The sequence below is a fragment of the Sphingobium sp. TB-6 genome (assembly GCF_012927365.1).
Classification (GTDB): domain Bacteria; phylum Pseudomonadota; class Alphaproteobacteria; order Sphingomonadales; family Sphingomonadaceae; genus Sphingobium.
In genome coordinates this window covers 170,430-184,698 of sequence record NZ_JABBGL010000010.1, presented here as the reverse complement: position 1 = coordinate 184,698, position 14,269 = coordinate 170,430, and the positions used below count along the sequence as shown (strand labels likewise).

Below are 14,269 nucleotides of genomic sequence, written 5' to 3'. Positions count from 1 at the left end.
GTCGGGCTACGCCCGCCCTCCGCCGCACGCAGCGCAAGGCCATCTTCAACAAACCAGCATCATATTATCTGAAAAGGGGGTCCCTCTTCGACGCCGATCGGGGGTCCCTTTTGAACGCCGTTTGACAGCGCCGGGCGAGGGAGACGATATGCAAGGGAACTATTCCTTGTCCGTCTGCGGGTTACCTTGCACGCCAAAGGAAATGGCTTGATTTTTCCTGGTAGCCGGATGGCACGCTTGACTTGTCAGCCAGGTGACGGTCAGAAGTGACCCTCGTCGGGAACTAGGGCATCGATTGAAACGAATATGACACTAGATATCAGAGGGAGCATTAAAAACACCAAATTAAGCTCCAATCCCTATGTTGTTTTTGAAGAAATCATTTCCAATGCCATAGACTCTTTTCTTATCCGAACTCACGCAGACAGATCGGCTCCGAACCTCAGCGTGAAAATTCGGGTAGATTTCTCAGCCAGCGACCTTTTCGGTGATGGGGAAAACATGGCGTTGTCCTGCAAGGACAACGGATGCGGCCTTGGGGACGATCAGCTCAAGGCGTTTCTGACGAAGGATACGTCCTATAAGGACGACCTTACCATCTCGGGGATCGGGCAATGCAAAGGCGCTGGCCGAATCCAGTTTTTCCATCACTTCTCAGCCTTGTCGATCGACAGCACCTATCGTGATGGATCGGAGATCATCCGGCGCCAGATGCGGTATTCCGAACCGCAAAAGCAGATCGACTATGGCGATTTCACCTCTTCGCCGGGAAATGCGGCCGACATCGGGACGCTCATTCGTCTTGAACAGTTCAAGGATACGGCCCGGGCGCGCATCGCCCAAGGCGAACCGCTGAGCAATTTATTCTCGGCGCTTCTCCTGAAGAAGCAGATGCTGGTCGCTTTTCTTCAGAGGCTAGTGGGCCTCGAAAGCCGCCTTGGCGACTTTGAGTTCGAATTTGTAACGTCCCATTGGAAGGCTGGAGATCAGACCGAAACCTTAAAGCGTTCTGACTTGCCGACCGTTACGACCGCCCCTGTCGTTCAGGTGGAAGAACGCGATCCGCGTTCGGGTGACACGCTGGGGACATTCCAGACGTTCAAGCTCTCGCACTACCAGCTTGACGCCTCCCTCTATGGCCTTCCCAAAAATGCCATAGCGTTCTGCGCGAAATATTCTCCCGTCAAAAACATAACGGCTCGATATCTGCGGACCCGGAGCGAACAGAATAACCCGGTGGCGGGCTTTCACCATATCGTCCTGATCGAGAGCGACTTCCTCGACGAACATGTCAACGAGCAACGGGATGATTTCGACAACATACCCGAGGACATTCCAACCGGAGATATGTTCTCCGACGCCAAGCTGTCCTACGGCTCGATCCACGAGGCAATCGACCCGATCATTGACGCAATGGTAACACCGGCGGACTGGAAGAAGGAGGATGTACTCAAGGAGATCACCGATCAATTCGGCATCAGCGAAGCCATGCTGGCCGACACCTCGACCCGGATCGTCTATGGCGAGCCGGCAAAGGCGGTGGTTGAGCGCGTCCTGAAAAAGTATCAGGAACGGGTTATCGACGAGACAGCTGAAATCTACAGCTTGAAGGAGGCAATCCTGAAGGCAGAACCTGATTCAGAAGAATATCGCGAGAAGATCGACGAAATTTCGTGGAAATACACGTCTTCGCTCAAAAATTTCGACATGGCCAACCTGTCGCAGCTTATCGTCCGCCGCGCGGCGATCGTCGAAATCCTGGCTCTTGCGTGCGGAAAGAAACTGGCGATGCAGGCGGTAGCAGAGGGTGTCCGCCGCAAGGACGAACAGATCATCCACAATATCTTCTTCCCCATGCGGAAGGACAGCCAGGACGTATCCGACCATGATATCTGGCTGCTGAGTGAAGAATATCATTATTATGATTACATCGCTTCCGACATGCCGCTTGCTAGCATCAAGTGGAATGATGGCGAGGCGGTTTTCGAGGGCGACATAGATCAGAAATTTCAGGAATTGCTCGCGCGCCGGGCTGACGACAATGGCGGAAAGCGGCCGGATATCGCGCTTTTCAGCAAGGAGGGATCGGCCATCATCGTGGAGTTCAAGGCTCCCGGCGTGTCCACCGACGAGCATATTGGTGATCTGACCGAATATGCCCATCTCCTTGCAGCCAAATCCAGCGGGAAACTGCGGAAATTTTACGGCTATCTGATCGGTGATACGGTCAACAATCTCCGCTTGGGTGGAACTTGGACACCGTTTCCGACCGGGAAGGGCTGGTTCCAGTCCAGCCCGCTTATGGACCCGGCTACACGCCAGCCGCTGGGAGAAACATATTTCGAGATCTTGCATTTCAGCGATGTGATAGACCGAGCGAAGAAACGGATCGGTGTCTATCAGCAGAAGCTCAACCTCAATTTCGATAAAGCGCCCTGAAAGGGTTTCGTCCCTGTTCCGGAATTTACCGGTTTCTATAGAGTGGCTATTTCATGGTCGGAGCAGCAAAGTAGCTATCGTTCTGACGCTTGTTGCTGAAAGCCGTCTTTCACACGGCGGCTGCTCCGATCAAATGACGTCGTTCCGATGCGATGGCAGAACTGCCGTAATCCGCTAAAACCGGCCATTCACAGGTCTGGTGGCACGGCGCCAATCACCGCCGTTCGAACCCGGCATAAGCACGACCAAAAGATGCTGTTCTGTTTATGCCCCTTGTCGGAGCAAGCACAGCGGAATCATTGAAAAATAGCAGGCTTTACCACGTTAAGGCGCACGCATGTCGCGGCTATCGGAGCTTCATCAGATCCTTCATCACCGTACATTAAACCAACCAAGCCATTTTTACTGGTGACAGCTGATCCTGAAAGGCCTTTTATACTGGGCGCATCTATAACAAAGCGAGCAGTGTTCGCCTTGGATATTTTTCCAAAGAAGGAAGATGCCTTCGGCTCTTGCAATAGATTTATTCCGGCAAACCCATTCGCATAAACTTCTTCGCCAATTTCAATATCGCATATCATGTCAACGTCGTACGATCCGAATGCGGAAATTTTAGAATATTGACTATCCGACAATGGAATGGCCATTATATCGAGAATTTTCCCGGATTTTCCCGGATCGCTTACTGCAATAAATTTCTGATCTCTGCCGACGACGAGGGGAATATTTAATTCTGTTCCTAATGCATTTATACTTGCGAATTCGAACTGCCGGACATCCGTTGTATTTTCCACTTTGCCAGTCACAATATGTATACATGTCACCAGCCATTTCTTATTGTCGGAAGACAACAAGAATCCGGTTCCGCCATTGGTAAGGCATTGCAAAGGGATAGGTAGAGGCAACGTTCACTCCATGAGTTGGAAGGCCGTATTCAAGCAATTGCCGATAACGGCCCAATCGTAAAGCTCTACACGTCGTTCATACCGGTGCTATTTACCGCGTCGCGCAGAAGGAATGGCAGGACAGTAAGGACGCGGAAGCAAGGGCAGCGCTCATAGCGGCGATGCGTGCAATTGCTGCGTTGCACGACTTGGTCGGTTTGCACCGCTTCTTCGTGGCGGAGCTTTACGGGTTGGCGGGTCTTCCGCTTAATCGCTTGCGGCAAAATTGCACAGCGATGGTCGCAGGATTTCACTAAGTTAGTGAACGATGTCTTTCGTCGATCCTAATATCTCTGTAAGTTGATTGGTAAGAGCGGCATCCATGAGTCGAAGATCGACGCTTACAATGCGCATTTTCTCATTCCCGCCTGCAATAATATAGCCCGCATCCAGTGACGCGGTTCCCAAGCCAGCATGATGTGGGTATAGCAGCATTACTTCGTTGGGTTGGTAAAGCCGGGCGTAGGCCATCATCTGATAAACGTCAGACTGACTGACGCCGCGCTTTTTATCGTTAATGTTGCTGGAGATGCGTTTCCATTTTGTGTCGATCACCATGATGGTTCTTTGCCCATCTTTGATGCGTATATCGGGCTTGGTCTGAAAGCTTTCCTCGCCATTCTCACCTTCTTCGATGAGGCAGTTAAGAAATCCCCCTTGGGCATGGACTGTCAGATTTGTGTCTGCAAGCGCGCGCTTCATGAGGGCAGTAATGTAGGCCTCAAATAGCTTGTTCATCGGGAACAGGAGAGTGATGCCGTGTCGGGCCGTCGGATCAGCGTGAGTGGACTGCCATTCGCGCTTCAGGAAAAGGCGAGCAAGGCCATAGAGCGTTTCCCATCGCCGGTTCGTCCGATCGATCTTCACCTGCTTCCAGGGCAGCGCATTAGGACTCAAATCGCTGACGTCAGCCAGGAGGAAGCGCAGTTCATCAAGGCGCCGCACCGTCTCGAAAGCAACTGCGTGCCGCCTCAGACACAGGACGCAGCCCTTCATTATTTGCAGAAGCGGCGTGTCAGCGATGAGATTGTCGAATTTGCAGGCCAGCCGGTCTGGACGCACCGCATTATGGGTGAATTGGCGGGTTACGTTGAGGCGACCCCGCAGGGAGGGCAGGTCTTCCTGCTGAGCCATATATGCGCGCGGCAAGCCGCGCTTCGCTTCAGCAAATAATCGGTCCGCGAAAAGACGGATCAGGATTTCCAGCAGGGTATGGTCTTGCTTCGCCATGGCGGCGGCTTGTCCATCGCCTATGTTGAGGCCAAGCGCGACATCCAGCATGCGCACCAATCTGCGGCGTATCCCGGCGTCGTCCTGCGCATCATCCGGGTCGATCTTCGGAAGAATTTCCAGACTACATCCGGGGGCCGCAATGACGCCGACCTGCTGCCGAGCGGTCAAATGCCGATGGTGGTCAGAAAGGATGGCTGTGCCTTCATTTCCGCTCAGTGGGTGCGCTCGCGCCGCTGCCAACAATGCGTTGGCCTGGCGGCGCGAAAAATGGCGCGGGGGAACCTGTCCTCCGTCATTATGGACCCCCACGCGCCCCCATTCATGGACAGTAAGATGGGTCATTCCGCCGCTTGGGCCTCGATCACCACGGGAAGCGGTTTGCCCAACAGGCGAGCATAGGCCTCAGGTGGGAAACCCATCCGATCCTTTTCCCGGCTTTCCCAACGAACGAACCAGCTTTTGCGGTCGTCGCCTTCCCCCATAGGGCATTTCAAAGTTCGACTGCCGATGAAGCCGTCCCCGAGCACAGCGGCAATGCGGCTCCAATCCTCGAAGAAATATTCTTGCAGGAGCGGGATCACCTTGTCGCGCATTGCTGCATCCACATCGCCCGCATTGTTGCAGCCAATGAAGAAGGCGTGTCCGATACGATGCTCGCGGTCGATGAGATATTCGATGCGCTGGTTTATGGCGGAAAGGGTTGCGACAAGGTCGACGCCCGTTCTCTGCGAAGCTTCTTCGAGCAGGTCTGGCTCGGGCGCCATCTCGCGGAAGGTGAAACGCCGCCTCAGCGCGGTATCGAGCAACGCGATAGAACGGTCGGCCGTGTTCATGGTCCCGATGATATGGAGATTGGCCGGGACGCCGAAATCCTTCTTCTTGGAATAGGGTAGCGTCAAGGTGATGGCATTGGGCATTCCAAGCCTTTTGTCGGGCTCGATCAGGGTGATGAGCTCGCCAAAAACCTTGGAGATGTTGGCGCGGTTGATTTCGTCAATGATGAGGACGAACTGATCCGGCGCGCTCTGTTCTACGGCGGGCGCATCCTCACGATCTTCACCAACGATCAGACGCCCCAAGGCCGGCAAATTAACCCGTTTGGTTGGCACGGAATAGAGAGTGCGCATCGTGAAATTGCCATCGACTATCGTGTCCAAAGGCAACGGCTCATCAAGGGTCAACAGCCAACGCACGTCGCGCCGGTGCGCGTAGTAGCCTTCCGCCGACGGTTCAAAACGGTAATCTCCCGTCACTTCTGCGATCGCCCGGAAAGCCGTGTTTCCATAAGGCACGATGACGATGTCACCGACTTTCATTTCGCAGCGGAAGGGCCACATCTGTGTCCAATGGCTCGGGGTCAGATCATCGGGATTTTGCGCCTGCCATTCAGCCTTGATCGCGTCGAACGTGGAGAAGCGGTCGGAACTCCAGTCGATGGTCCCGCCCCAACCCAAAGTTACATAATTGTTGGCGACAGCGGCATCATAGACGTCATCCTCGCTGCCGATGGCGCCCTGACCCATCTTCCAGAAACGGCGACCGGAAAAATCATATTCGCTTGATCCAGCGGGCGCCGGTTTGGTCCGCGCCTGATCTGCCAAGGCGCAGATTTCGCGGAATATGCCTGGTTGAGGCGCGAGGCGAAAACCCGCTGTGCTGCCTTCGGCTTCGCCTGATCCGCCCGTTTCCGGTCGGAGGCCTTCCACGAAATTCTCATAGTCGTAATTCTGGTGGAAGGTGACGAATGCGATACGCTTCTCGGCCTCAAGCTCGCGATAGCGCTTCAACAGGTCTGCCCTGCCTTCCGCAGTTTCCGGATAGTCGGCCTTACCGTCGCAAAGCTTCACGGCTTCCAGCGCGGTGCGATAGGTTTTGCCGGTCCCCGGAGGGCCATAAAGAATGAGGTTTGTGGGTTCCGATTTCATTTGGGCCATGCGGCTGGCTCCCTCCGACAGGTCGAACGTCAATTTTCTTGTGGTGCTTTGCTTGGGGCCTTCGCCGATCGGCGGCGGCACCGCTGCCAATTTTTGGAATTTAGGGCCTTCCAGAGCCTGACAGATGTTCGGCCAGGCCATGTTGAGGCGCATTTCATTATTCAGCGGACCCACGACGATGGTCACGCTTGCGTCCCCGCGTTCACGGGCCGGGATGATGTACCGGGTCAGAACATATTGTCTGATCCGGTCTGCCTGCGATTCTTCTTCGTCGATCGCCGTTTCATCCGGCCATACTCCGGGCCGGGGCGGCGTTGGCGTTCGCCAGGCGCGAATGGCGTCATCAGCATCGGCGATGGCTGATACAAATTGTTCAGCCGATTGTTGGTCGAACTGGTAACTGCCGGCGAGGCCGAGGCGCTCGTGCTGATGACTGAATTCCAGAAAGCCGCCATCTCGTCTCAGCTGGACCGATCCCAGCGTGCCTTCTGCGCGATCATTCTCTGGCGAGCGCCGTCCAAAGCGGATCTGGGGAATGCTGGTGTGGTACCAATCAAGCCCGGCGGCGTTGACGGCGCGGGCCATGTTGCAAAATGATGCTGCCTGCTCTTCAGTCCATCGTTGCCGCGCAGCACGAAACGGCTCGTTCCCGTCAAAGCGGCTCAGCAACTCTTCGTCGGTCATTACGGAATCCATGGCGTCCGCTTCATCGGTGGAGCCATAATTGGCATCCTGCCCCTCCAGAAAATAGCCATATTGCTTTAAGGCAGCGATCATGTTGGAGAGCTGCCCGCTCGGCTCTTCTGCCTGCGGCACGACCGATTTTATGACTGACGGATCGACAGTTGGATCGTCCTTCATTTGGGTCAGTTGGTCGGTCAGCTTTTCCCAGAGCCCCAGATCAAAAATCTCTTCGAGGGTTGCCTGCTCATAACCAAGGCCTTTCAGGCCGCGTTCAGCGCGTGCGCATCGCCTGACGCGATTGTCCTTTGCCTTTTTGGTAAGGGGTTCACCCTTCCAGAGGCGTTGGTCCAACCAGGCCCGAAATTCAGCCTCACGCATGCAAATTCATCCCCCAAATGCCTTCTTTAAAATTGAACGCTCGCATCATTGTTTGAAAACATTGTCGCGATGCCAGGCGAGAAAATGCGGGTGCGGCCGATCGATCGCACGGAGCGGCAGGTTAGCACGTCCGCTCCGGTTGATGAGGCCCGTTATGCTGTCGGTGTCATTGGCCTGCCGCGAGATCATGATGTCGAGATCGTCGGACAGGCTGATGAGCCCGCGATCGAACATCCAGTGGACGGTGCCGGACAGGGCTATACCGTTCTGGACGCTGTCGGGGCCATTGGCCTCGACGGGGCGGATATGGGCGGCCTCCGCTTCTGCTCTGCCGCCGCCGTTGATGAGCTTCAGCCCTGTGATAGCGCAGCGCTCATCATAGGCACGGAGCACGACGCGACGAAAAACGCGGTCCCGCTCGACTCTTGATATAAGCGTAGGGATACGGACGCGCTCTTGTTCGGCAATGAACGGAATGCTGTCCTCGCGGACGAAGGGCGAACCCAAATCATCGACGCGCGGCAGCAGCGGTGCCCGATCCTCAAGCCCAAGATCAAGAATGCGGTTGAAATCAGCGGGGGAGATGGGACGCACCGCTGACTGCGCACGGCCGGAAATCTTGCCGGCGTCGTTCAGGAGGCCGCGTTCGACCAGACCGTCGGGACCGCTGAATGAGACGGGGTTGGCGAATTCGAGATAGCTGCCCGGCTCGATCATTGCGATGTACATGCCAGGGGCCTGTGGGTCGGGGATGACCCGTTCGACTTTGGCGACGGCAAAATAGCCGCGTGAGTTACGGACCTTCACCGGCTCATAATAGACGATCCAGTCGTTGATGCAGGCGGAGACGCGGCCGAGATATTGGGAAGGGAACTGATAGCGTTCAGCCGGGCTATCATCATAGATCGAATCTGTACGATGAATGAAAACCCCAAAGGCCATGGCCAGACTATCCCCCGATATATGTTCTTCTCATGGCCTGTCTTCAGGGGTTCGAACAAGAGGTAAGTTGTTCTGCTTTGGATGATTTAAGGACGTCTCCCTGCGGGTCGCGCTCTATGCCGCTGCGCGCCACCGAGCCTGCGCTATGCTTGTCTCGGCCCTGCCGGGTTTCGATCGCTGACGCGCGATCCTGAAGGATCGCCGGCGGACATCGCCGGGGGCGATGGCGTCGGCCGGTCCCGGCTAAGCGGTGTGGGCGTCGCTTCCCTCTAGGCCCGTCGCGGCGGGCGGCAAGCCGGCCTGTGGCGCGGCTCCTTCACCTTGTTCCGGTCCTGCGGATGCAGCCCGCCGCTTTGCCGGGCCTGCCGGTGCGCTCTTGCCGCCCACCCCGCTTTCCGGGGCCGGTGCGCGCAAGAGGAGTAAGGAAGATGGAACTCAAGCATATCGACATTGCCTGCCTCTCGATCTCGCCTGCGAACATGCGCGGCGTGAAGAAGGCGCCGGACCTGACCAATATCCTGCCGTCCGTTCGGGCGCGGGGCGTGCTGGTGCCGCTGATCGTGCGGCAGAATGGCAGTCCCACCACCTATGAGATTGTCGCGGGCAAGCGGCGCTATCATGCCGCTATGATCGTGGCGCAGGAAGAGGGAAGCGTCGAGCCGCTGCCTTGCGCGATCATGGAGGCGGGCGATGACGCGGCGGCGCTGGAAGCCTCGCTCATCGAGAATATCGCCCGGCTTGATCCAGACGAGGTGACGCGGTGGGAGACGTTCACCCGGCTGGTCAAGGAAGGCCGGTCGCCAGAGGATATTTCGCTGACATTCGGGCTGACCGCCTTGCAGGTCAAACGAACACTGGCGCTGGGCAATCTTCTGCCCCGCATCCGTAACCTCTATCGCGGCGACAGCATCGACGCCGTGACCGTTCGGCACCTGACCTTGGCATCCAAGGCCCGGCAGCGCGAATGGCTGGCGCTGCTGGACGATGAGGATGCCCGGCCGCCTATGGGGCACCACGTGAAATCGTGGCTACTGGGTGGCAGCGCCGTGGCGACGGACAAGGCGTTGTTCGACCCGGCCGATTATAAGGGCGGGATCGTGGCCGACCTGTTCGGCGATCACAGCTATTTCGCTGATGCCGACCTGTTCTGGCAGATGCAGGAGGCGGCGATTGGCGAACGGGTGGAAGCTTTGCGCGACGCCGGATGGCAGGACATTGCCGTCATGTCGCGGGGCGAGGCCTTTCATTCATGGCAGCATGAGCGGTGCCCCAAGGCCAAGGGCGGGCGCATCTATGTGACAGTGGGGCATGGCGGCGACGTCAGTTTCCATGAGGGCTATGTCACCATCAAGGAGGCCCGGAAGCTGGAACAGGGCGGCAGCGTCGAGAAGGCGGTTCGGCCCGAACTGTCCGCACCGCTGGCCAGCTATGTCGATTTGCATCGTCATGCTGCCGTGCGAGCGAAGGTGGCGGCCGCGCCCGCCATCGCCCTGCGGCTGATGGTTGCCCATGCCATTGCCGGTTCTTCGCTGTGGCGGGTGGACGTTGCTTCTCAGAGGGGCGCAACCGATGCGATCAGCGAGAGCGTCGAGAATTGTGCGTCGGAAACCGACTTCGACAAGGAACGGCGGATTGCGCTCGACCTGCTCGGCCTCGATCCCGACACGCCGACTGTTACCGGCCACGGCTATGATCGGGAACTGATCCCGCTCTATCTACGGCTTCTCGATCTTGATGATGCCATGGTGCTGGGCATCCTCGCCATCGTCATGGGAGAAACGCTGGAAGCGGGGTCGGCGCTCATTGAACTGCTGGGCGTTCAGCTTGCGGTGGATATGGCGTCATGCTGGCAAGCGGATGACGCGCTGCTCGAACTGATCCGCGACCGGGAGGTGATGGGCCATGTCCTTGCCGATGTGGCGGGTAAGGAAGCCGCATCGGGCAATGCCGGGGCGACCGCCAAGGTGCAGCGACAGATTGTGCGGGATTGTCTGGCCGGAACCAATGGCCGGGAGAAGCGGGACGGCTGGGTGCCGCGCTGGATGGCCTTTCCACCGTCCACATATACCGAGCGCGGCGGCGTTGGCAGCGCCGAGCGGTGGGAGGCGGTGGCTCCGCTGCTTGAACCGCAGGATGAGGGGGAGCCGGAACAGGCTGAACCGGAAGTCGCAGAGATCGGCGAAGAACATGATGACTTGGCCGAGGATGAACCCATCCAGCAAGCCGCATGATTGAGACGATGGCAGGCGGCGGTCATCCGTCGTCTGCCCTTTTTGTGGAACGTGTCAGTCAATACCCCTTTCGGGGGTGGTTTTTGACATCTGGCGTCATCGTTGGATGCAAGGTTGGTCGGGCAGGCGGCGGCGCGTCATGGCCGACGTCCCCCTGATCTCGATGTTTGGCTGAATGGATGCGGAGCGCTGCGGTAGGCAGCGCGAAGTTTCTGGCTGCGGTCATCGCGCGGGGCGCGATGGCGTCTGTTTGAGTCTTATCGGCCTCCGGCGCGGCGGGGGTGGGCGTCGCTGCCCTCTAGTCCCACCGCGGCGAGCCGCAAGTCGGGGCTTCGCCCCAACTCCTCCTCTTCGTTGCGGCCCTGCGGGTGCGGCCCGCCTCGATCGGTGGGACTGCCGGTCCGCTCCTGCCGCCCACCCCCGCCGTTCCGGCGGCCGGTGTGATGCGGGAAGGAGAAAGGAAATGGGGTATCAGGATAAGGGACGGACCGGCGCTACCCTCTACAGCGAGGTGACAGATCGGATCATCGCGCAGATCGAGGAAGGCACCTTGCCTTGGGTGCGGCCATGGGATGACGGTCGGGCAGCGCTGGGCCTGCCGCGCAACGCAGGGACCGGCAGGCGCTATTCGGGGATCAATGTGCTGATCCTGTGGAGCCGTCTGTTCGAGGAAGGCTATGGGTCGCAGCGCTGGCTGACCTACGCTCAGGCGCAGGCACTGGGCGGCAATGTTCGCAGGGGGGAGCGGGGGACGACCGTCTGCTATGCGGATAGGTTCACGCCCAGGGAGGGCGACAACGCTCCGACCGGACCGGATGGCGAACCGCGACAGATTGCGTTCCTCAAGCGCTTCACGGTTTTCAACCTCGACCAGTGCGATGGATTGGGTGATCGGGCCATGGCCGCCATCACGACATGGGGCGAGGCGCTGACCCTTCCCGCTGCGCAGACGCTGATCGAGGCGACGGGCGCAGACATACGGATCGGTGGAGGGGAAGCCTATTACGCCCCGCTGGACGACTATATCCGCGTGCCCCGGCCCGAACATTTCCATGAGCCGATCAACTGGTATCGCACCGCGCTGCACGAGCTGGGCCATTGGACCGGGCATCGCTCGCGGCTGGATCGTCTGCCCGATACCGGCTTTGGCAGTCCCGCCTATGCAAGAGAGGAACTGATCGCCGAAATGGCCAGCGCCTTCCTGTGCGCGGAATTGGGCATCGTGCCGACCGTGCGCCATGCCGATTATCTGGGCGCATGGCTGTCGGTCCTGCGCGAGGACAGCAAGGCGATCTTTCGCGCCGCCAGTCAGGCCAGCAAGGCGGCCGACTATCTGCTGGCCTTCCGGGATGGGGAAGATCAGGGGGAGGAAGCGGCATGACCGACGATGCCCATGCCGCCGAGCGGCAGCGCTATCGCGCGGCGCTGGCCGGGCTTCCCGCCATCCCCCGGATCGTCTTCCTGCTGCATAGCCTCGATTGCCTCAACTATGAGCAGATCGCCTTCCGTATCGGCGAGGATGTGGGCGCGGTGGAGCGGCATTTCGCCACCGCGCTCAAGCATCTGGTGCGGGAGATAGACGGGCCTTTGCAATGAATCGCCATTTTGGCGATAGTCTCCCGGCCGCGTCCGTTCATCTTCATTTGGTGGACGGGCGCTGTTTGGCTAGGAGGTGTGCGATGCGCACCGACCTCGACCATCTGCCCGCCTCCAAACAGCGCGAACTGGAGCGCGTGGTGCAGATCATCTTCGAGGAATTCGGGGATGCCAACAATCTGGCCACCGGCAAGCGCAAGGCGGGCCGGATCCACAAGATCATCCTCTACGGCAGCTATGCGCGTGGCGGATGGGTGGACGAGCCGCATACCGCCAAAGGCTACAAGTCGGACTATGACTTGCTCATCATCGTCAACCAGAAGGAGTTGACCGACCGCGTCCAATATTGGGAGAGGACGGACGAGCGGTTGATGCGCGAACTGGCGATCACCCAGACGCTCAAGACCCCGGTGAACTTCATCGTCCACACCTTGCAGGAGGTGAACGACGGACTCGCCCATGGGCGCTATTTCTTCATGGACGTCGCCGGTGAGGGGATCGCGCTTTACCAAGCCGACGCCAGCGAACTGCACAAGCCCCGGCCAAAAACGCCAGCGCAAGCGCTGGCTATGGCGAAGGAATATTTTGAGGAGTGGTACCCGACTGGAGGGCAGTTTTTCCACAACTACAAGGTTTCGCTCGAGCAAGGCTGGCATAACAACGCGGCCTTTCTGCTTCATCAAGCCGCCGAACGCCTCTATCATACCGTGCTGCTGGTGACGACCTTCTACACCCCGCATGTCCACAATCTGGGCTTCCTGCGCACCCAAGCCGAGCGTCTCGATTTCCGCTTGTTCAACGTCTGGCCGCGCGACACGCGGGCCGAGCGGGCGATGTTCGAGAAGCTGAAGGACGCCTATGTGAAGGCGCGCTACTCCAAACATTACACCATCAGCGAGGAAGAGCTGATGTGGTTAGGAACGCAGGTCGAGGAGCTGGGCCGCGTCGTCCATATCGTCTGTAGCGAGAAGATCGCCGCCCTCGAGGCAGCCCTCTAGCCGGTGACGAAATTCTTGAGTGCCCGCAGGTCGCGGGTGATCCATTTGGCATCCCGCGCGAACATTTCATCATCCATGCCGGGCTGACGAAACAGCGTCAGCATCACCTCTGCCCCGTCGCCATTCCGGATGACGCGGAGGGGGACATGGATTTCCTTGCCGTCCCCCGTATCGACGAAATGATCCATCACGCCATAGTCGTTATGGGGCGTGAAGCGAATCGTGATCGGCCCCTCTGGACCATCGGCGAGCCACTTGTCGCCCTCCTGCCGCAGATCGGATTCGGCGAGGCCCGATGCCCATTTGGGGAAGACTTCCGGTCGCCAGATCGCTTCATAAAGAGCCTGCCAGTCGCGGTTGATGGAAATGCTGTAGGTGCGCGCTGGCAGCATGGCGCCGGTCCTCTTTCTGATTCGAATATCGTTGGCGGGTAGCGCCGTTGGGTGGCCCTGTCACCGACTGGCCGGAAGTGTCGCCCATCGGAAATTCAAAGCGGACGCAGCGGCGGGGCGCTGCGAAGTATCCGACGCACGGCCAAGGCCGAGTGTAATGCACCTTACGCACGGGTGCTGCGCCAATTTGTCGCTATATTTCAATTAGATATTGCCGAATAAGCTTATTCGGCTGATCACAAAATCCGAATAATCTTATTCGATCGTCTCATAGCAGATCGGCATAGATCGTTGTTAATAAAAGATAAAATCTGGTGAATAAGGCTATTGGCCGGGACAGAAAGCGGGCTGTTCCCAGCTGGCTTAGATGAGCGTGGGCCGGCCGTTGCCAAGTTGCGCATTCATATGCGCAATGCGCAGTAAAGTGCGCAATGGGCACTTCATTGCCCATCCCCTGTTCATGCGTGGCGGGATGCTGCTATGGCAGTCCAGCCATGG

Annotated in this window: 10 protein-coding genes; 5 read left to right on the top strand and 5 right to left on the bottom strand. The window is 58.2% G+C overall.

The genetic code is table 11. The features are described 5' to 3' along the window. Window positions 1-306 precede the first annotated feature (306 nt). On the top strand, window positions 307-2,439 hold the full coding sequence (locus HHL26_RS15460; RefSeq protein WP_169576163.1) for a hypothetical protein: 2,133 nt from the start codon (window positions 307-309) through the stop codon (window positions 2,437-2,439). A 296-nt stretch (window positions 2,440-2,735) separates the two neighbouring features. Here HHL26_RS15460 and HHL26_RS15455 read toward each other — a convergent pair whose 3' ends face one another. The 4 genes from HHL26_RS15455 to HHL26_RS15440 all read right to left on the bottom strand — a co-directional run bounded on the left by HHL26_RS15455 (window position 2,736) and on the right by HHL26_RS15440 (window position 8,554). Next, window positions 2,736-3,293: a hypothetical protein gene (locus HHL26_RS15455; RefSeq protein ID WP_277349399.1), complete on the bottom strand. Its 558-nt coding sequence runs from the start codon at window positions 3,291-3,293 to the stop codon at window positions 2,736-2,738. 348 nt (window positions 3,294-3,641) lie between these two features. Then, window positions 3,642-4,958 (bottom strand): calmodulin-binding protein, encoded by a 1,317-nt coding sequence (locus tag HHL26_RS15450; RefSeq protein WP_169576161.1) that lies wholly within the window; start codon window positions 4,956-4,958, stop codon window positions 3,642-3,644. Then, window positions 4,955-7,612, bottom strand: a complete 2,658-nt coding sequence (locus tag HHL26_RS15445; protein WP_206377485.1) for an AAA family ATPase — start codon at window positions 7,610-7,612, stop codon at window positions 4,955-4,957. The genes HHL26_RS15450 and HHL26_RS15445 overlap by 4 nt, the downstream gene beginning before the upstream one ends. Before the next feature lie 45 nt (window positions 7,613-7,657). Beyond that, the gene (locus HHL26_RS15440) at window positions 7,658-8,554 is read right to left on the bottom strand and encodes an HNH endonuclease (RefSeq protein WP_169576160.1); all 897 of its coding nucleotides are present in this window, start codon (window positions 8,552-8,554) and stop codon (window positions 7,658-7,660) included. A gap of 428 nt (window positions 8,555-8,982) precedes the next feature. Between HHL26_RS15440 and HHL26_RS15435 the strand changes: the two genes are divergently transcribed. The 4 genes from HHL26_RS15435 to HHL26_RS15420 all read left to right on the top strand — a co-directional run bounded on the left by HHL26_RS15435 (window position 8,983) and on the right by HHL26_RS15420 (window position 13,379). After that, complete coding sequence (locus HHL26_RS15435; protein WP_169576159.1) at window positions 8,983-10,785, top strand: ParB/RepB/Spo0J family partition protein; 1,803 nt, start codon at window positions 8,983-8,985, stop codon at window positions 10,783-10,785. 463 nt (window positions 10,786-11,248) lie between these two features. Further along, window positions 11,249-12,166: a zincin-like metallopeptidase domain-containing protein gene (locus tag HHL26_RS15430; RefSeq protein ID WP_169576158.1), complete on the top strand. Its 918-nt coding sequence runs from the start codon at window positions 11,249-11,251 to the stop codon at window positions 12,164-12,166. Continuing rightward, the gene (locus HHL26_RS15425) at window positions 12,163-12,381 is read left to right on the top strand and encodes a sigma-70 region 4 domain-containing protein (RefSeq protein WP_169576157.1); all 219 of its coding nucleotides are present in this window, start codon (window positions 12,163-12,165) and stop codon (window positions 12,379-12,381) included. Before HHL26_RS15430 ends, HHL26_RS15425 begins: the two co-directional genes overlap by 4 nt. A gap of 83 nt (window positions 12,382-12,464) precedes the next feature. Beyond that, the gene (locus HHL26_RS15420) at window positions 12,465-13,379 is read left to right on the top strand and encodes a HEPN domain-containing protein (RefSeq protein WP_169576156.1); all 915 of its coding nucleotides are present in this window, start codon (window positions 12,465-12,467) and stop codon (window positions 13,377-13,379) included. Here the strand turns inward: HHL26_RS15420 and HHL26_RS15415 are convergent. Next, window positions 13,376-13,771: a polyketide cyclase gene (locus HHL26_RS15415; protein WP_169576155.1), complete on the bottom strand. Its 396-nt coding sequence runs from the start codon at window positions 13,769-13,771 to the stop codon at window positions 13,376-13,378. The genes HHL26_RS15420 and HHL26_RS15415 overlap by 4 nt on opposite strands. Window positions 13,772-14,269: the final 498 nt, after the last annotated feature.